Origin of the sequence: Brevibacterium pityocampae, assembly GCF_039541555.1 — a bacterium.
Classification (GTDB): domain Bacteria; phylum Actinomycetota; class Actinomycetes; order Actinomycetales; family Brevibacteriaceae; genus Brevibacterium; species Brevibacterium pityocampae.
Map to the genome: position 1 here is coordinate 17,790 of NZ_BAABGL010000017.1, position 18,837 is coordinate 36,626.

Here is an 18,837-nt window from a genome sequence, read left to right on the forward strand (position 1 = left end):
GGGACACTGGGATCAAAATTATCACGGAGGCCCGGACCGGGGTGTGTCGAAGCGGCAACATCCCATGACGGTTCGGGCATCATGGCATGGGTGAAGGGACCAGCGGACTCCGGGCGGGCGCCGGGCATGATCGGGCGGCACCCGGCCGTCATCGGACTGTTCGAGAGCGCCCGTGTGCTCCTCCTGCTCGTCCTCACCGCTCTCCTCCTGGCCGCCGTCGCGTGGTTCATCGGCATCGCCGAGCAGCGGCCGCTCGCCGCGATCGCCGCCTGGGCGGCCACCGGGCTCGGCGTCGTCCACGGTCTGAACGCCGACCTCGAGACGCATCGGCACTCCCTGCCGCCCACCTCGCTCACGCTGCTCGTCTGGCTGCTCGTGCTCCAGGCCGCGCGCCGGACCCGGCGCGCACTGCACGCCAACGAGCGGCTCGCCGCCGCCGGTGCCCCACTGGTGCTCACCCGCCCGCGCCTCATCGCCGGGTCCGTGCTCGCGGGCACCCACCTCCTGCTCGTCCTCGTGCTCGCGTTCGGCTTCGGAGCGATCGGTGCGAGCGTGCTCGGGTTCGCCCGGATCATCGTGCTCGTCGGCAGCGCGGTGCTGCTCGGCTTCGGATGGCGGCCCGACGCCGAGCCGGTGCGCGCCCGGGTGCGCGACCTGGCGGGGCCGCACTGGGCCGAGGCGCTGGCAGCCGGCCATGCGGTGTTCCGGAGGGCGGGGCTCGCCGCGCTCGTCGTGGGCCTGCTCGCCCTCGGCGCCGCGCTCGCGCTGCGCTGGGAGCAGGCGGCCTCCGTGCTCGCGCTCTACTCCGATGCCACCGCCGCGGCGGTCGGCCTCACCGCCGTCCAGCTCCTCTTCGCCCCGACACTCGTGGTGCTCGGCCTCGCCTGGACCTCCGGGGCGGGCGTCGTCCTCGCCTCCGGCGCGCTCGCCTCACCATTCACCGCGGTCGAGGTGCCCGTCGCCGGGTTCCCCGTGCTCGCCGCGGTGCCCCAGGACCCGGCCGGGGCGTTCGTCCTCGTCCCGCTCGCCGTCGTGCTGTGCGGGATCGTCGCGGTCATCGGGCGGCCCGCCTGGCACCTCGTCGATCTGCGAGCGGTCGCGGTGATCGGGATCGAGATGCTGCTCGCGGGACTGTTCGTCGGCCTGTTCGCGTCCGGGGCCGTGGGCCCCGGGGGCCTCGCCGGGTTCGGCCTGCAGCCGGTGCTGTTCGCCCTCGCGGTGGCCGGGGAGATCGCACTGGGAGCGGCGATCGGCTGGGGACTGGTGCGCCTGGCCGGGCGGGGCCGCGCCGCGGACTGAGCGCCGCACGCTGCATCGAGGCCCGCTGCGCTCTGAGCGGTCAGCCGGGGTACGGCTGTCCGGTCGTCTTCTCGAACCAGGTGGAGAGCCCGGAGTTGTACTCCGCCGTGCAGCCGACGGAGGCCTGCTCGGTGATCGCTTCGCGGATGCACGTCTCGTACTGCGCCTGCACCGGCCAGATGGCGATCGTGCCGAGGGTCGCCAGCAGCATGTAGAGGCAGCTGAGGGCGGCGAGGATCCCGAGGACGATCCAGCTGCCCTTCTTCTTCGTCCGGGCGCCGGCGATGAAGTAGCGGACCACCCACACGAGGGCGAGGACGGCGAAGACGCCGGCGGCCATCCGATAGGGGAGGGGGAACGTCGTGGCGAGCAGCGCCCCGCCGAAGAACAGCGCGAGGATCGTGCCTTCGCGGTTGCGCGCGGCGGCCGCGCGGGTCTCCGCGTCCTCGGTCCGGTCGGGCTCGGTGCGGGGTTTCTGGTCGACGGGGCTCACCCGTTCAGTCTGGCATAGAATGGCCGCGTGCGCTGTGTTCTCCTCGCCTCCGGATCCGGCAGCCTGACCCAGGCCGTGCTCGACGCCTTCGTCGTCCCCGATCCCGCCGGCGCGGCCGCACCCGGCCCGGCCTCCGGCCGCAGCGATGGTGCGGCGACCGGGCCCGCGAGCGGCGTGGAGATCGTCGCCGTCGGCTCGGACACCGCCTCCGCCGGAGCACTCGAGAGGGCGGCGCGCGCCGGGATCGACACCTTCGTCGTCGCCCCCCGCGACCACCCGGACCGGGACGCCTGGAACCATGCGCTCGCCGAGGCCGTCGCGGCCCACCGGCCCGACTGGGTGGTATCGGCCGGCTTCATGCGCATCCTCGGCCCGACGTTCGTCACCCGCTTCGCCCAGCGCATCATCAACACCCACCCCGCGCTGCTCCCGGCATTCCCCGGCGCGCACGGGGTGCGCGACGCGCTCGCCCACGGCGTCAAGGTCACCGGCACCACGATCCACCTCGTCGACGACGGGGTGGACACCGGGCCGATCATCGCCCAGTTCCCGGTCGCCGTCCGCGACGACGACACCGAGGACACCCTCCACGAGCGCATCCGCGCCGTCGAGCGCGCACGCATCGTCGAACTGCTCGCCTCCCTGGCCGAGCACCCCCTGGATGTCTCCGGGCGGCGCGTCACCGGCTTCGTGCCGGCGCCCGCCGGCCGGATCTGAACCGCACCCAACGAAGGAGAACCCGTGGAAGCCGTACGGCCCATCCGTCGCGCACTCATCAGCGTGTACGACAAGTCCGGACTCACCGAACTCGCCACCGGCCTCGCCGCCGCCGGCGTGACGATCGTGTCGACCGGCTCCACCGCCGCCCGGATCGCCGAGGCCGGGGTCGACGTCACCCCGGTGGAGGACCTCACCGGCTTCCCCGAGTGCCTCGAGGGCCGCGTGAAGACCCTGCACCCGCGCGTCCACGCCGGCATCCTCGCCGACACCCGCAAGCCCGAGCACCTCGACCAGCTCGCCGAGCTCGGCGTCGAGGCCTTCGACCTCGTCGTCGTCAACCTCTACCCCTTCAGCGAGACCGTCGCCTCGGGCGCGGGCTTCGACGAGTGCGTCGAGCAGATCGACATCGGCGGGCCCTCGATGGTGCGCGCCGCGGCGAAGAACCACCCGAGCGTCGCCGTCGTCACCGACCCGGCCCGCTACGCCGAGGTCGTCGAGGCCGCCGCGGGCGAGGGCTTCGACCTGGCGACCCGGCGCCGGCTGGCGCAGGCCGCCTTCGAGCACACCGCGGCCTACGACGTCGCCGTCGCGACGTGGTTCGGCGAGCAGGACTCCCGCAGCGACGAGATCGCCGGCCGGGCAGGCGGCGCCGCGGCAGGTGACGGAATCGAGACCGGCACGGCTGCGCTGCCGGGGTTCTTCGGGCTCGCCATGGAGAAGACCGCGGATCTGCGCTACGGGGAGAACCCGCACCAGAAGGCCGCGGTCTACGCCTCCCCGGGTGCCGGGGGGATCGCGAACGCCCGGCAGCTCCACGGCAAGGAGATGTCCTACAACAACTACCAGGACACCGACGCCGCGATCCGCGCCGCGAACGACTTCCGGACCCTGGCCGTCGCGATCATCAAGCACGCCAACCCGTGCGGCATCGCCACCGCCGACACCGTCGCCGAGGCGCACCGCCTCGCCCACGAGTGCGATCCGGTGTCCGCGTACGGCGGCGTCATCGCCGTCAACCGGGAGGTCACCGTCGAGCTGGCGGAGTCGATCGCCCCGATCTTCACCGAGGTCGTCGCCGCGCCGTCCTTCGCACCTGCCGCCCTCGAGGTGCTCCAGCGGAAGAAGAATCTGCGTCTGCTCGAGCTCGGTGAGCCCGCCGCCCCGGAGGCCGAGTTCCGGCAGATCTCCGGCGGCCTGCTCGTGCAGGACCGCGACGTGTTCCAGGCCCCCGGCGATTCCCCGGAGAACTGGACGCTGGCAGCCGGTCCCGCCGCCGATGCGCAGGCGCTCGCGGACCTCGAATTCGCCTGGCGCGCGTGCCGGGCGGTGAAGTCGAACGCGATCCTGCTCGCCCGCGGCGGCGCCTCCGTGGGCGTCGGCATGGGCCAGGTCAACCGGGTCGACTCCGCTCACCTCGCGGTGCAGCGCGCCGGAGGAGAGCGGGCCCGCGGTGCGGTCGCCGCTTCCGACGCCTTCTTCCCGTTCGCCGACGGCCTCGAGGTGCTCATCGCCGGCGGGGTCACCGCCGTCGTGCAGCCGGGCGGGTCGATCCGCGACGAGGAGGTCATCGCCGCGGCCGAGGCCGCAGGACTCACGATGTACCTCACGGGTACCCGCCATTTCTTCCACTGATCCTCAGTCCGCGGCCTCGGCGCCCCGCACCCGCGCCGAGGCGCGGGCCCGGGCGGCGGATGCCGGGGCTCGGCACGCCGCGCGCAGCGCCCACGTTCCGGTGCACGCCGCCCCCGGGGACACCGGGGCGGCCCGGCACGCGGCGGCGAGTGGCGATCCGGCACGACGGCATGCGGTGCGACGCCCGCCCCTGCGCCGCACCTCGAAGGGCCGCAACCCGATCGCGAAGCGCTGGATCTACTGGCGCCGCCGGTACTCGAACCCGACCCGCCGGGACTGGCTGCTCCTCATCTGCCTGCTGTGGATCCTCGCGTCCGCGGCGCTGAGCCTCGTCGACTTCCGGCTCGGCGGGATCGCGCTGGCGGCCTGTCCGCTCGCGCTCGCGGGCCTGCGCGCGATGCCGTCGCCGTGGGGCGAGATCTGGATCAACCGCTCCCGGGGCGTCGACATGGCCACGATGGTCCTCGTCGCCGTCCTGCTGCTCTCCCTCACCGTCACCGTCCCCAACGTCTGAGCGGTGCCCGGGATCGACTGTTTACAGCCGCCCGCATCCGATGTCAGGATGAATGCGTGGGCGGGGGGACCCCCGCCTGATCCCGACAGCGAAGGAGAATCACCATGGGACTCGGAGACCTGGGAAACAAGGCACAGGACGCTCTCAACACCGAGAAGGGCGAGCAGATCAGCGATCAGGGCATCGACAAGGCGCACGACGCGGCCTCCGGTGTGGGCGGCGGCAAGTTCGACGACCAGATCCAGCAGGGCCGCGACGCCGCCGACCAGCGCGTGGGCGACGACGGCGCCGACGAGAAGTGACGTTCCACCACTGACCCCCACCGCGTGAGCGCCGCCGGCGGCGGATCTGCGGACGTTCAGGGCCGGCACCCGAGAGGTGCCGGCCCTGAGCTGTGTCCGCGCCTCAGCTGATCTTCTCGACCGGGGCGTAGCGCATGAGGAGGCGCTTGGTGCCCTCCGAGCCGAAGTCCACGGTGGCGACGGTCTTGTCCCCGGCCCCGGCGACCTCGACCACGGTGCCGAGTCCGAAGGAGTCGTGGGAGACCTTGTCGCCCGGCTCCACCTGCGGCACCTCGCGGTTGGGGCGGATCCGGTTGGGGAACCCGCCCGGGGACGTCCCGGCGCGCGCCCCGCCGCGGCGACCGCCGCGGGAGCCGGACGCCCCGGACCCGTTCGCCGGGGAGCCCGCGCCGCCGGAGCGGGAACCGGGGGACCAGGCGCCGGAGAAAGCACGGTCGGCTCCGGAGGTGTTCAGCGATCCCGTGCTCTCCCAGTCGACGAGCGAGTCGCCGAGCTCGCTGAGGAAGCGGCTGGGCGGGTTGTACGTCGGCTGGCCCCACATGCTGCGGGTCTCCGCGCGGGACAGGAAGAGCTTCTGCCGGGCCCGGGTGAGGCCGACGTAGGCGAGGCGGCGCTCCTCGGCGAGCTCCGCGCTCGTGTTGAAGGACCGCTGGTGCGGGAACGTGCCGTCCTCGAGCCCGGTGAGGAACACGACGGGGAACTCGAGCCCCTTGGCGGTGTGGAGGGTCATGAGCGTGACCTCGCCGACGTCCTGATCCGGGATCTGGTCCGCGTCGGAGGACAGGGACACCTGCTCGAGGAACTCGTCGAGCGTGCCCTCGGGATTCGTCCGGCCGTAGTCCTCGGCGACCGCGACGAGCTCGGCGAGGTTGTCCACCCGCGACTCGTCCTGCGGGTCGGTGCTGCGGTGGAGCTCGGCGAGGTAGCCCGTCTGCTCGAGCACGGACTCGAGGATGCGCGACACCGGGGCGCCCTCCGCGGTGGTGCGGAGGTCGGCGAGCAGCTCGCGGAACCGGGTGATCGGGCCGAGCGAGCGGCTCGACAGGCCCGGGGCCTCCTCCGCGCGGTCGAGGGCGGCGGCGAAGCTCATCCGCTCGCGCTCGGCGAGCGCTCCGACGAGCGCCTCGGTGCGGTCGCCGATCGAGCGCTTGGGGACGTTGAGGATGCGGCGCAGGTTGACGTCGTCGTCGGGGTTCGCGATGACCCGCAGGTAGGCCAGCGCGTCCTTGATCTCCTTGCGCTCGTAGAAGCGGGTGCCGCCGACCACTTTGTACGGCATGCCGGCACGCATGAGCGCGTCCTCGATCGCGCGGGACTGCGCGTTCGTGCGGTAGAACACCGCGAAGTCGCCGTAGGTCAGGGAGTCGGAGTCCATGAGGGTGTCGATCCGCTCGGTGATGAAGCGGGCCTCGGCCTGCTCGGACTCCGCGACCCAGCCGGTCACCGGCTCCCCGGGGCCGGCGTCGGTCCACAGGCGCTTGTCCTTGCGGTCGTCGTTGTGGGAGATCACCGCGTTCGCCGCGGACAGGATGTTCTGGGTGGAGCGGTAGTTCTGCTCGAGGAGAATGACACGGGCCTGCGGGAAGTCCTCCTCGAACTCGACGATGTTGCGCACCGTCGCGCCGCGGAAGGCGTAGATCGACTGGTCGGCGTCGCCGACGACGGTGAGCTCCGCGGTGGGTGCGGGGAGGTCCGCGCCGGCGAGCTCCCGGATGAGCCGGTACTGCGCCGGGTTCGTGTCCTGGTACTCGTCGACGAGGATGTGCGCGAAGCGCGCTCGGTAGTTCGCCGCGATGTCGGGGAACGCGTCGAGCAGGTGGACGGTCTCCATGATGAGGTCGTCGAAGTCGAAGGCATTGGCCAGGCGCAGGCGCTCGGAGTAGCGGCGGTAGATCTCCGCGAGCGCCTGCTCGGAAGGATTGTTCTCCTGCGCTCGGGAGGCGTAGTCGTCCGCGGTGAGGAGGTCGTTCTTGAGGTTGGAGATCCGGTGCTGCAGGGAGCGCGGGGTGAACTTCTTCGAGTCGAGGCCGGCCTCGCGGACGCACTGCGTGATGAGGCGCAGGGAGTCCTGGGAGTCGTAGATCGTGAAGTTCGACTTCATCCCCAGGGCCTTGGCCTCACGGCGCAGGATCCGCACGCACGCGGAGTGGAAGGTCGAGATCCACATCCCGCGGGCGGCCGGCCCGACGAGCTCGGTGATCCGCTCGACCATCTCCTTGGCGGCCTTGTTCGTGAAGGTGATCGCGAGGATCTGGCCGGGGTGGGCGCGCCCGGTGCGCAGCGCGTAGGCGATCCGGCGGGTGAGCACGGCGGTCTTGCCCGAGCCGGCGCCGGCGACGATGAGGAGGGGGGAGCCGGTGTGCTCGACGGCGGCGAGCTGCTGCGGATTGAGGCCCTCGACGAGAGCGGCCGCGGTGGCCGGAGCGGCAGGGCCGGGGGCGGCGGGCTCCTGGGCCGAGGGGCCCGCGGGGGCACCGGCGGATGCGGCGGTGCTGGACGGCTCGGACGCGGGCGGAGCGTTGAGGAACTCGAACGGTGAAGTCATGGTGACACGCAATCTACCTGGCGGTGCGGACACGGGCGAGGTCGGCCGCCGCGGGCCGGCGGACGCGAAGCGACCGGGGACCGCGGCTGCGGTCCCCGGTCGTGGGCCGGGACGGACGGGCGATCGGGCAGGACCCGTCCACCGGGCGAGGGATCAGACGAAGACGGCGACGGCGACGGCGATCACCGCGGCGCCGAAGGTCAGGTGCGCCATCGCGGCCGAGGGGTGCACGACCGGGGCCGGCGGTGCGGTGTCGCCGGCGTAGCCGTCGGTGCGGGCCGGGGCGCCGGCACCGGCGTGGGCACGGGCCGCCTTCTCCTTGCGGGCGCCGATGAACGCGAAGACGGCGACGAGGATCGCGAGGACGAGCTTGATGCCGATCTTCATGTGGTTGATCTCCACGCCGTCGGTGAATTCGAGGACGGTGACGAGGAGCAGCCCGGTGACGAGCTGGAGGTAGGCGCCGTGGAGCATTCCGGACACGACTCGCGGCGCGCGCAGATTGGCGAAGTACGAGCCGATGATGATCGCCATGCCGAGCAGGTGGATGAAGACGAGAAGATCGCGAAGAATTTCCATAGGATCAACCTTAGTGGCAATAATGGTGGCTCCCGGCACGGGGTCGTCGCTGTGCCGATCCGCCTTGGTGTAATGGCAGCACGCCGGCCTTTGGAGCCGTGCAGTCTAGGTTCGAGTCCTAGAGGCGGAGCGACGTCCGGCAGGCCGGTCGCCACCGTAATTCTCTGTGCAGAGGAGCCCTCTTCCATGACTCAGCACCGCCCCGCAGCGGTCATCGTCCTCGCCGCCGGCGAGGGCACCCGGATGAAGTCCGCGACGCCCAAGGTCATCCACCCGATCGGGGGGCGGTCCCTCCTCCACCACGCCATCAACGCCGCCGCCGGCACCGCCCCGGAGCACCTCGTCGTCGTGCTCCGCCACGCCCGCGACCAGGTGGCCGAGCACGTGGCCGGGATCGCCGAGGTCATCGACCGCACCGTGCTCGTCGCCGACCAGGACGACATCCCGGGCACCGGCCGGGCTACCGAGTGCGCGCTGACCCAGCTGCCCGACGACCTCACCGGCACCGTCGTCGTGACCTACGGCGATGTCCCGCTGCTCACCGCGCACACGCTGAGCACGCTCGTCGAGCACCACGAGGAGCACCGCGGCGCCGTCACCGTGCTCTCCGCGCAGGTCGCCCGCCCCCGCGGCTACGGGCGGATCGTGCGCGACGCCGCCGGCGACCTCGAGCGGATCGTCGAGGAGAAGGACGCCGACGAGCAGCAGAAGCGCATCACCGAGATCAACTCCGGCATCTACGCCTTCGACGCCGCCGTGCTGCGTGAGTCGCTCGCGCAGGTCGGGACCGACAATGCGCAGGGCGAGAAGTACCTCACCGACGTCATCCAGATCGCCCGCGGCTCCGGCGCCCGGGTCGCCGCGCTCACCACCGAGGACGTGTGGCAGGTCGAGGGCGCGAACGACCGCGTGCAGCTCGCCCAGCTCGGCCGCGAGCTCAACCGGCGCATCGTCGAGGACTGGATGCGCGCCGGGGTCACCGTCATCGACCCCGACACCACGTGGATCGACTCCGACGTCACGCTCGCCTCCGATGTCACCCTGCTGCCCGGGGTGCAGCTCCACGGCGCCACCGACATCGCCTCGCACGCGGTGATCGGCCCGGACACCACGCTCACCGACACCGAGGTCGGAGCCGGCGCGCAGATCGTGCGCACCCACGGCCAGCTCGCGGTGGTCGGGGCCGGTGCGACCGTCGGCCCGTTCGCCTACCTGCGCCCGGGCACCCTGCTCGGTGCCGAGGGCAAGATCGGCACCTTCGTGGAGACGAAGAACGCGCGGATCGGCACCGGCTCGAAGGTCCCGCACCTGAGCTACGTCGGCGATGCGACGATCGGGGAGTACTCGAACATCGGCGCCTCCTCGGTGTTCGTCAACTACGACGGGGTGGCCAAGCACCACACCACGGTGGGGTCGTACGTGCGGACCGGCTCCGACACGATGTTCGTCGCCCCGGTGACGGTGGGGGACGGCGCCTACTCCGGGGCCGGCACGGTGATCCGGAAGGATGTTCCCCCGGGTGCACTCGCCATGACCGTCGCGCCACAGCGTAATGTTGAGAACTGGGTCGTCGAACAGCGACCGGGCACGCCTGCGGCGCAGGCGGCCGAAGCAGCCGCACAGGCGAAGAAGGAGTCCGACTAAGTGAACTCGATCACCACCGCGGGGGAGAAGAAGCTCGTCCTTGTCACCGGCCGCGCCAACATGGAGCTCGCCGAGCAGGTCGCCGAATGCCTCGGCACCGAGCTGCTGCCCACCGACGTCTACAACTTCGCCAACGGCGAGATCTACGTCCGGTTCTCCGAGTCCGTGCGCGGCACCGACGTGTTCGTCATGCAGTCGCACTGCTCGCCGATCAACGACTGGCTCATGGAGCAGCTGCTCATGGTCGACGCGCTCAAGCGCGCCTCGGCCAAGCGGATCACCGTCATCGCCCCGTTCTTCCCCTACGCCCGGCAGGACAAGAAGCACCGCGGCCGCGAGCCGATCTCCGCCCGTCTCGTCGCGGACCTCTACAAGACCGCCGGCGCGGACCGCATCATCACCGTCGACCTCCACACCGCGCAGATCCAGGGGTTCTTCGACGGGCCGGTCGACCACCTCGTGGCGCTGCCGATCCTCGCCGACTACGTCAAGGCCAACCACCCCGGCGACCTCGCCGTGGTGTCCCCGGACGCCGGCCGGATCAAGGTCGCGGAGAACTGGTCGGCGAGCCTCGGCGGCGTGCCGCTGGCCTTCATCCACAAGACGCGCGACATCTCCCGGCCCAATTCGACCAAGGCGAACCGCGTGGTCGGCGAGGTCGAGGGCCGCACCGCAGTGCTCGTCGACGACATGATCGACACCGGCGGCACGATCGTCCAGGCCGCCGACGCCTGCATGGAGGCCGGGGCCACCGGCGTCGTCATCGTGTCGACCCACGCGGTGTTCTCCGGCCCGGCCGTCGAGCGCCTGCGGGACTCGGTGGCCAAGGAGGTCATCGTCACCAACACGCTGCCGCTGTCCGAGGACATGAAGTTCGACAAGCTCACCGTGCTCTCCATCGCCCCGCTGCTCGCGCGCGCCGTCCACGAGGTGTTCGAGGACGGCTCGGTCACCAGCCTGTTCAACATCTGAAGCCCGTCCACCGTCCGAACCGGGCCTGCCCGGCCCGGACCTCCCCGCGGGGAGCCGCACCCGAGGCGCCCACCGGCCACCGAGCCGGCGGGTGCCTCGGCGTCGGTGGGACGGCACGGGAGTGCGGTCCGGAGGGCGCCGGCGGGCGACGAGTGGCGGCGGCGGCCCGGGAGGGACTACACTGGACGGGTTGCCTCGGCGAGGGAGGCCGGTTCCCCGGCACTCCGTTATCGACGCGGTCTTCACGTGACGGCTCGCTGAGTCGGCACCACGAGGATTGTTCGCCGTGGTGCCCACACCACTCACGAAGGAGCTTCACATGGCAGTCGACGCCAAACTCATCGCCGAGCGCCGGACCGAATTCGGCAAGGGCGCAGCCCGCCGCATCCGCCGCACCGACCGGATCCCCGCGGTCCTCTACGGCCACGGCCAGGACCCCATCCACCTCACGCTCGAGGGCCACGCCACGATGATGGCGCTCAAGACCTCGAACGCGCTGCTCGAGATCGAGAACCCCGACGCGACGAAGAACGAGCTCGCGATCGCCCGCGAGGTCCAGGTCAACCCGGTGACCCGCCACATCGAGCACGTCGATCTCATCATCGTCAAGCGCGGCGAGAAGATCGAGGTCGACATCCCGATCCACGTCGACGGCGAGGCCGCGCCCGGCACCATCGTGTCGGTCGACAACCAGACCCTCCTGGTGTCCGCCGAGGCCACCCACATCCCCGAGTACTTCGAGGTCTCCGTCGAGGGCCGCGAGGTGGGCGACCACCTCTACGCCGCCGACGTCACCCTGCCCAAGGGTGTCGAGCTCATCGCCGACCCGGAGATGCTCATCGTCAACATCTCCGCCGAGCTCTCCGAGGAGCAGCTCGAGGCCGAGCTCGAGTCCGAGGCCGTGGACGAGGAGGTCGCAGCCGCGACCGGCGCCGAGTCCGACGAGGACGCCGAGGCCGGCACCGAGGACGCCGAGGGCGATTCCGACGAGGAGAAGTCCGAGGACTGATCCCCGCGCGTGTGCGGACGGCCCGGGTCGTCCGCACGCACCGCGCCCGAGTGTGGGGCGTTCAGGGGAGAGTGGTGGCCACGACGGTCGCACTCTCCACCGGACGCCCCACAGTCATGTCCGGCCGCGGTGCGGACGGGGAGCCGGCCGGCCGAGGTGCGGGCCGGTACAGTGGGGGCGGCGATCCACGCGCACGGAGCGCGTGCGAGCAACGACGGAGGGAGAGCGGTGGCCGGCGACACGTGGCTCATCATCGGGCTGGGGAACCCGGGGCGGCAGTACGCCCGGACCCGGCACAACATCGGCCACATGGCCGCCGATGCGCTCGCCGCGCGGATGGGCGCGAGCTTCACGAGCACCCGCGCCAAGGCGGTCGCCGCGACCGGTCGGCTCGGGATGCGCGGGGGAGTGCCCGGACCGCGCGCCGTCGTGATGAAGTCGCTGACCTACATGAACGTGTCCGGGCCGCCGGTGGCGCAGCTCGCGCAGTTCCATTCGATCGACCCGGAGCGGATCATCGCGATCCACGACGACGTCGACCTCCCGTTCGACTCGATCAAGCTCAAGCGCGGCGGCGGCGAGGGCGGCCACAACGGCCTGCGCTCGATGACGCAGTCGCTCGGCACCAAGGACTACCTGCGGGTGCGCGCCGGGGTGGGACGCCCGCCCGGCCGGATGGACACCGCCGACTACGTGCTCAAGCCCTTCATCGCCGCGGAGCTCACGACCCTGCCGATCCTCGTCGACGACCTCGCCGACGCCGTCGAGCTCCTCACCGCCGAGGGCCTCGAGGCCGCCCAGCAGCGCTTCCACGGCCGCAGCACTGCTGTCTGATCCGTCGAGCCGACCCGGCAGGGTGACCCGGCCGGCCCGCCGCGTGGGATGCGGGACGGAGCGCGGTGCTCTCCCGGACCGTCATTCGAGGCCGAGCTCGCGCAGACCGTAGGGGTCGTCGCGCCGTGCCTGCTGCGCCCGGCTCCGGGCGAGCCTGCGGTTGTCCCCGCGGCCCAGCCACACCGCGGCGAGTCCGCCGCCGACCGCCCCGAACAGGTGCGCCTGCCAGGAGATGCCGGGATAGAGCGGCAGCACCCCGGTGAGCATCGACGCCCCGAACACCATGACCACGACGACGGCGACGACGGCGTACCCGATCCGGTGCGCCATCGACCGCACGACGAAGGCGCGGACGAGCAGGTATCCGAAGTACCCGAACACGAGCACCGAGGCGCCCACCGTCACCGTGCCGGGCAAGTTGACGAGCCAGGTGCCGACCCCGCCGACGAGCGCGATGAGCGCGGTGACGAGCCAGAAGCGGCGCGCTCCCTCGGCCGCGACGAGCAGCCCGAGGACGAGGAGCGGGACCGAGTTCGCGATGAGGTGGCCCCAGCCGGAGTGGAGGAGCGGCGCGAGGACGAGGCCGAAGGCGCTCGTCACGTCCCAGGAGCGGATGCCGTAGGTGTTGAAGGTGCCCGGCAGCACGAAATCGGCCGCGCGGATCACCCACATGAGGGCGAGGAGCGCGAGCGGGTGGACGAAGCGGGTCAGCGTCCGGCCGAGCTCGGCGGTCGGAGCGGAGGCGGGCGGGGACGAGGGCTGGAGCGGGCTCATGCGCCCAGTGTCCCAGAACCGCCTGAGCGTCGGATCGACAGGCACCCGGCCCTCCTGCGAGGGCCGGCGCGGAGCACACTCCGGACGACCGCCGCGGCCCCGCCCCGCGTGTGGCGCGCGCGTGCCGCGAGTAGACTGGAGCGCGTGCCTCTGACCGGAATCACCACCACCCTGCGCGCCCACCCGACCTTCGCCGACGCCGTCTCCGCGCTCGCCGACCCGAGCCACCGGGCCGGTACCATCAACGCCGTCAAGGGCCTGTGGCCGGCGCTCGTCGCCGACGCCGCGGCCGCCGGCACCGTGCTCGTCGTCACCGCCACCGGCCGCGAGGCCGAAGAGCTCGCGACCGCGCTCGCCGACCACCTGGCGCCCGACCGGGTGGCCGTGTTCCCGAGCTGGGAGACCCTGCCCCACGAGAAGCTCTCGCCGCGCTCCGACACCGTCGGCCGCCGCCTGTCCGTGCTGCGGCGGCTCGCCCACCCGCGCCCCGACGCGCCGCTGTCCGTGGTCATCGCTCCGGTCCGTGCGCTGCTCCAGCCGCTCGTCAAGGGACTCGGGGCGCTCACACCCGTCGAGCTCGCGACCGGTGACACCGTCGAGCTCTCCGCGCTCGCCGCGCAGCTGTCCGACCTCGCGTACTCGCGCGTGGACATGGTGTCCCGCCGCGGGGAGTACGCGGTGCGCGGCGGCATCCTCGACATCTTCCCGCCGACGGAGGACCACGCGCTGCGCCTCGAGTTCTTCGGCGACGAGATCGACGAGATCCGCCCCTTCGCCGTCGCCGACCAGCGCTCCCTGCCCGTCGCCGAGGGTGCCGAGTTCCGGCTCTGGGCCCCGCCCTGCCGCGAGGTGCTCCTGACCTCGGCGGTCCGCGAGCGGGCCCGCACGCTCATCCCGATCCTGCCCGCGGCCCGCGAGATGCTCGAGAAGATCGCCGACGGCATCGCGGTCGAGGGCATGGAGTCGCTCGCCCCCGTGCTCGCCGACGGCATGGAGCCGCTCATCGCCTGCCTGCCGGAGCACACCCGGATCGTCGTCACCTCCCCGGAGAAGGTCACCGCACGCGCCGAGGACCTCGTCGCCACGACGGCGGAGTTCCTCGCCGCCGCCTGGACCGGCGCCTCGGGCGGGGGCGAGGCACCGATCGACCTGTCCGCGGCGAGCTTCCGCACGCTCGCACAGACCCGCGAGGCCGCCGCCGCGATCGGCCTGCCGTGGTGGGAGGTCGGCGGGTTCGCCGTCGACTCCGAGCTCGTCGGCGACTCCGAGGTCGTCATCGACATCGACGCCCGCGCCCCGCGCGGCTACTCCGGCGAGGTCGAGGCGATCCTCGCCGACGTCCGCGCCCTCACCCACGCGTCCTGGCAGGTCTACGTCCTCACCGAGGGCAAGGGGCCCGGGACCCGGCTCGTCGAGGTGTTCACCGAGGCCGAGGTGCCCGCCGCCTTCGCCGACGACCTCGCCGCCCCCGGCACCCCGGGCACGGTGACGGTGACGACTGCCGCGGCGTACGGCGGCTACGTCATCGAGTCGGAGAAGCTCGCCGTGCTCACCGAGGCCGACGTGCTCGGCCGGGCGGCGGCCGCCTCGACGAAGGACATGCGCCGCCTGCCGGCCCGCCGCCGGCGCAACCAGGTCGACCCGCTCGACCTCAGCCCCGGGGACTTCGTCGTCCACGAGCAGCACGGCGTCGGCCGCTTCGTCGAGCTCGTGCAGCGCACCTCGGGCCGCGGGGAGGCCGCCCGCACCCGCGAGTACCTCGTCATCGAGTACGCGCCGTCCAAGCGCGGCCAGCCCGGGGACCGCCTCTACGTGCCCTCGGACTCCCTCGACCAGGTCACCCGCTACGTCGGCGGGGAGAGCCCGAGCGTCAACAAGATGGGCGGCTCGGACTGGTCGAAGACGAAGGCCCGCGCCCGCAAGGCGGTCAAGGAGATCGCCGGCGAGCTCATCCGCCTCTACTCCGCCCGCCGCGCCACCCGCGGCTTCGCGTTCTCCGGGGACTCTCCCTGGCAGCAGGAGCTCGAGGACGCCTTCCACTACGTCGAGACCCCCGACCAGCTCACGACGATCGACGAGGTCAAGGCCGACATGGAGAAGGAGATCCCGATGGATCGCCTGATCTGCGGCGACGTGGGTTACGGCAAGACCGAGGTCGCGGTGCGCGCGGCGTTCAAGGCGATCCAGGACGGCAAGCAGGTCGCCGTCCTCGTGCCGACCACGCTGCTCGTCCAGCAGCACCTCGGGACCTTCGCCGAGCGCTACTCCGGCTTCCCCGTGAGCGTCGGGGCGCTGTCGCGCTTCCAGACCTCGGCGGAGAGCCAGAAGGTCAAGGACGACCTCGCCGCCGGCACCCTCGACGTCGTCATCGGCACCCACCGGCTGCTCTCCGGCGAGGTCCGGTTCAAGGACCTCGGCCTCGTCATCATCGACGAGGAGCAGCGGTTCGGCGTCGAGCACAAGGAGACCCTCAAGGCGCTGCGGACGAACGTCGACGTGCTCGCGATGAGCGCCACCCCGATCCCGCGCACCCTCGAGATGGCCGTCACCGGGATCCGCGAGATGTCGACGCTGGCGACCCCGCCGGAGGAGCGCCACCCCGTCCTCACCTATGTGGGCCGCTACGAGGACCGGCAGGTCACCGCCGCGATCCGGCGCGAGCTGCTGCGCGAGGGCCAGGTGTTCTACATCCACAACCGGGTGCAGGACATCGAGCGGGTCGCCGGCCACCTCGCCGAGCTCGTGCCCGAGGCGCGGATCGCCGTGGCCCACGGCAAGATGAGCGAGGCGCGCCTCGAGCAGGTCATCGTCGACTTCTGGGAGAAGCGCTTCGACGTGCTCGTGTGCACGACGATCGTCGAGACCGGGATCGACATCGCGAACGCGAACACCCTCATCGTCGACCGCGCCGAGCGGATGGGGCTGTCCCAGCTCCACCAGCTGCGCGGCCGGGTGGGCCGCGGCCGCGAGCGCGCCTACGCCTACTTCCTCTACCCGCCCGACCACATGCTCACCGAGACCGCGCACGACCGGCTGCAGACGCTCGCCTCGCACACCGAGCTCGGCGCGGGCATGCAGGTGGCGATGAAGGACCTTGAGATCCGCGGTGCGGGCAACCTGCTCGGCGGCCAGCAGTCCGGGCACATCGAGGGTGTGGGCTTCGACCTCTACGTCCGGCTCGTCGGCGAGGCGGTCGCGAACTTCCGCGGCGACGGGCCCGTCGAGGAGCCGGAGATGCGCGTCGAGCTGCCGATCGACGCCCACCTGCCCACCGACTACGTCTCCCACGAGCGGCTCCGGCTCGAGGCCTATCGCAAGCTCGCCGCCGCGGCGAAGGAGGAGGAGATCGCCGAGGTGCTCGCCGAGCTCACCGACCGCTACGGTCCCTACCCGGCCTCCGTCGAGGTGCTCGCCGACATCGCGCGGCTGCGGATCCGCGCGCGGGCGTCCGGGGTCGCCGAGATCGTGGCGCAGGGGAACTTCATCCGCTTCGCCCCCGTCGAGCTCGCCGACTCCCAGCTCGTCCGCCTCAAGCGCCTCCACCCGAAGTCGCTCGTCAAGCCTGCGATCCGCTCGATCCTCGTGCCCAAGCCGCAGGCCGGCACCGGGTTCGACAAGCGGGACATGACCGACACCGAGCTCATCGGCTGGGTCACCGGCTTCCTCGACCAGATCCTCCCCGCCCCGGACCCGGCGCCCGCCCCGGATGCGGCCGAGGTGCCCGCCGGGACCGCCGAGGCGTCTGCCGGGACCTCCGCCGGGTCGGCCTGACATGGAGTGGGAGCGGCCGGACACGAGCACCCTCGCACCCGCCGAGGTCACGGCCTACATCCGCGCCCGCTGCCCGTGGGCGGCCGCCCACACGCACACGAGCCTGCAGAAGTACCTGCTCGAGGAGACCCACGAGCTCATCGCCGCGCTCGACGCGCACGCGGCCGCCGGGACCCCGGTGACCCGGGCCGAGGTCGTCGCGGAGCTCGGCGACGTCCTCTACCAGGTGCTGTTCCACGCTGCCCTGCTCGATGCCGCCGACGGTGACGATGACGGCGGTGAGGCGAACGGTGACGATGGCGTCGGTGACAGCAACGGCGCTGCGGGTGACCTTCTCCCGGCGACCGCGCTCCGCGGGGAGCCGGCCGCACCCCGTGCGATCGACGAGGTCGTCGCCGGGCTGACCGCCAAGCTCATCCGCCGCCATCCCCACGTCTTCGACTCCGACGGCCCCGTCGATCTCCGGGAGGTCGAGCGCCGCTACGAGGCGGTCAAGGCCGCCGAGCGCGCCGCGGCCGGCGCAGCGGGGGAGCAGCCTGCGCACCCTACCCCGGGTCCCGGGGCAGTGCCCCCGGCAGGGGCGGCGACGAGCGATCGGGCGGAGCAGGCGCGCGCCTCGTTCGCCTCGGTCCCGGTGACCCTGCCCGCGCTGACCCGCGCCCAATCCGTGCTCGGCCGCATCGACCGCCTCGAGCTGCCCGTGCCGGACGCTCCGGGCGCTCAGGTCGAGGCCGCCGCGATCGGTGCCGAGCTGTTCGACCTCGCCGTGCGCGCCCAGGCCGCCGGCATCGATGCCGAGGCCGCGCTGCGTGGGGTAACCTCCGAGGTGGAAGCGGCGGCGATCCGCGCTGCCGCCCGGGAGCCCCGGGGAGGAGAGCGCCCATGACGCACACCACCGAACCCGCGCTGTCGACGGCGCAGGCCTCCGCACGCATCCCCGTGCCGGGCACCTTCAACTTCCGCGATCTCGGCGGCCACCTCACCCCCGACGGCCCCGTGGCCACGGGCCGTCTGTTCCGCTCCGACGGGCTGGCCCACCTCACCCCCGACTCCCACCGGATGATCGACGCGCTCGGCATCCGCTCCGTCATCGACCTGCGCGAGACCAAGGAGTCCGCCTCCGCCCCGGACGCCCTCGGTGCACCGGTGCGCCCGGCGGGCCCTGCGCTCGACCACATCCGGCTCCCGCTGTTCGGCGACCGCTACTACCCGCTCGAGGCCGACCACCCCGAGCGGCTGCAGCTGCCCGACCACTCCCTGCCGACGATCTACGCGGCCGTGGTCGAGAACTGCGGGGAGCGCATCGCCGACACGATCCGGCTGCTCGCCGACGCCTCGGCTCCGGTCCTCTTCCACTGCTCGGCCGGCAAGGACCGGACCGGGATCGTCTCCGCCTTCGTCCTCACCCTGCTCGGGGTGGACCGGGCGGACGTGCTCGACGACTACCAGGCCACCGAGCGCTACCTCGGCGCGGAGTTCCTCGAAGCGATCAGCCGCAACTTCGCGCAGGCCGGGATCGTCGCGAACCTCTCCCACACCGCCACCCAGGCGCCGCGGGAGTACATGGCGGACCTGCTCGCGCGCGTCGACGCCGAGCACGGCTCCGTCGAGTCCTATCTCACCGGCCACGGGCTCGCACCGGCGGAGATCCACCGGCTGCGCGAGGTCTGTCTGACCCACGGGTGAGCCGCGGTCTCCGGCCTGCACTAGGGTGGGCCGTGGTGGAGTTCTCCGCCGTCGAACTGTGAG

General features: G+C 72.3%; 16 protein-coding genes and 1 tRNA gene. 13 read left to right on the forward strand and 4 right to left on the reverse strand.

Annotated features, from left to right (window positions below):
- Positions 1-90: 90 nt before the first annotated feature.
- A complete protein-coding gene (locus ABD883_RS10860) occupies positions 91-1,299 on the forward strand; it encodes a cell division protein PerM (RefSeq protein WP_175406910.1) in 1,209 nt (402 codons plus the stop codon).
- 40 nt (positions 1,300-1,339) lie between these two features.
- On the opposite strand, the gene ABD883_RS10865 is transcribed toward ABD883_RS10860, so the two are convergent.
- On the reverse strand, positions 1,340-1,792 hold the full coding sequence (locus ABD883_RS10865) for a hypothetical protein (RefSeq protein ID WP_137319137.1): 453 nt from the start codon (positions 1,790-1,792) through the stop codon (positions 1,340-1,342).
- Positions 1,793-1,819: 27 nt separating this feature from the next.
- On the opposite strand from ABD883_RS10865, the gene purN reads away from it, so the two are divergent.
- From purN to ABD883_RS10885, 4 genes are all read left to right on the forward strand, one after another.
- A complete protein-coding gene (gene purN, locus ABD883_RS10870; RefSeq protein WP_137319138.1) occupies positions 1,820-2,509 on the forward strand; it encodes a phosphoribosylglycinamide formyltransferase in 690 nt (229 codons plus the stop codon).
- 24 nt (positions 2,510-2,533) lie between these two features.
- On the forward strand, positions 2,534-4,144 hold the full coding sequence (gene purH, locus ABD883_RS10875) for a bifunctional phosphoribosylaminoimidazolecarboxamide formyltransferase/IMP cyclohydrolase (protein WP_295688165.1): 1,611 nt from the start codon (positions 2,534-2,536) through the stop codon (positions 4,142-4,144).
- Positions 4,145-4,319: 175 nt separating this feature from the next.
- Positions 4,320-4,658 (forward strand): hypothetical protein, encoded by a 339-nt coding sequence (locus ABD883_RS10880; RefSeq protein ID WP_247618793.1) that lies wholly within the window; start codon positions 4,320-4,322, stop codon positions 4,656-4,658.
- Between the two features lie 104 nt (positions 4,659-4,762).
- Entirely contained in the window at positions 4,763-4,960 is a 198-nt protein-coding gene (locus ABD883_RS10885; RefSeq protein ID WP_137319140.1) for an antitoxin, read from the forward strand.
- 103 nt (positions 4,961-5,063) lie between these two features.
- On the opposite strand, the gene pcrA is transcribed toward ABD883_RS10885, so the two are convergent.
- Positions 5,064-7,505, reverse strand: a complete 2,442-nt coding sequence (gene pcrA / locus ABD883_RS10890) for a DNA helicase PcrA (protein WP_265809470.1) — start codon at positions 7,503-7,505, stop codon at positions 5,064-5,066.
- A 153-nt stretch (positions 7,506-7,658) separates the two neighbouring features.
- The gene (locus ABD883_RS10895; RefSeq protein ID WP_265809471.1) at positions 7,659-8,084 is read right to left on the reverse strand and encodes a hypothetical protein; all 426 of its coding nucleotides are present in this window, start codon (positions 8,082-8,084) and stop codon (positions 7,659-7,661) included.
- A gap of 58 nt (positions 8,085-8,142) precedes the next feature.
- Here ABD883_RS10895 and ABD883_RS10900 point away from each other — a divergent pair.
- From ABD883_RS10900 to pth, 5 genes are all read left to right on the forward strand, one after another.
- Positions 8,143-8,214, forward strand: a tRNA-Gln gene (locus tag ABD883_RS10900).
- Positions 8,215-8,270: 56 nt separating this feature from the next.
- A complete protein-coding gene (glmU, locus tag ABD883_RS10905; protein WP_137319143.1) occupies positions 8,271-9,728 on the forward strand; it encodes a bifunctional UDP-N-acetylglucosamine diphosphorylase/glucosamine-1-phosphate N-acetyltransferase GlmU in 1,458 nt (485 codons plus the stop codon).
- Positions 9,729-10,700, forward strand: a complete 972-nt coding sequence (locus ABD883_RS10910; RefSeq protein ID WP_137319144.1) for a ribose-phosphate diphosphokinase — start codon at positions 9,729-9,731, stop codon at positions 10,698-10,700.
- A 319-nt stretch (positions 10,701-11,019) separates the two neighbouring features.
- Positions 11,020-11,709: a 50S ribosomal protein L25/general stress protein Ctc gene (locus ABD883_RS10915; protein WP_137319145.1), complete on the forward strand. Its 690-nt coding sequence runs from the start codon at positions 11,020-11,022 to the stop codon at positions 11,707-11,709.
- 228 nt (positions 11,710-11,937) lie between these two features.
- Positions 11,938-12,543 carry an aminoacyl-tRNA hydrolase gene (gene pth / locus ABD883_RS10920; protein WP_247618796.1) on the forward strand — a complete coding sequence of 202 codons (606 nt, stop codon included), beginning with the start codon at positions 11,938-11,940 and terminating at the stop codon, positions 12,541-12,543.
- Positions 12,544-12,624: 81 nt separating this feature from the next.
- On the opposite strand, the gene ABD883_RS10925 is transcribed toward pth, so the two are convergent.
- Positions 12,625-13,317, reverse strand: coding sequence for a rhomboid family intramembrane serine protease (locus ABD883_RS10925; protein ID WP_137319147.1), 693 nt, complete (start codon positions 13,315-13,317; stop codon positions 12,625-12,627).
- A gap of 144 nt (positions 13,318-13,461) precedes the next feature.
- On the opposite strand from ABD883_RS10925, the gene mfd reads away from it, so the two are divergent.
- Genes mfd through ABD883_RS10940 form a run of 3 tightly spaced genes read left to right on the forward strand, consistent with a single transcriptional unit; the run spans position 13,462 to position 18,774 of the window.
- Complete coding sequence (gene mfd / locus ABD883_RS10930; RefSeq protein WP_295688143.1) at positions 13,462-17,088, forward strand: transcription-repair coupling factor; 3,627 nt, start codon at positions 13,462-13,464, stop codon at positions 17,086-17,088.
- A gap of 1 nt (position 17,089) precedes the next feature.
- Positions 17,090-17,974, forward strand: coding sequence for a MazG nucleotide pyrophosphohydrolase domain-containing protein (locus ABD883_RS10935; RefSeq protein ID WP_295688141.1), 885 nt, complete (start codon positions 17,090-17,092; stop codon positions 17,972-17,974).
- Positions 17,971-18,774, forward strand: a complete 804-nt coding sequence (locus ABD883_RS10940) for a tyrosine-protein phosphatase (RefSeq protein WP_247618799.1) — start codon at positions 17,971-17,973, stop codon at positions 18,772-18,774. Before ABD883_RS10935 ends, ABD883_RS10940 begins: the two co-directional genes overlap by 4 nt.
- The last annotated feature ends 63 nt before the right edge of the window (positions 18,775-18,837 follow it).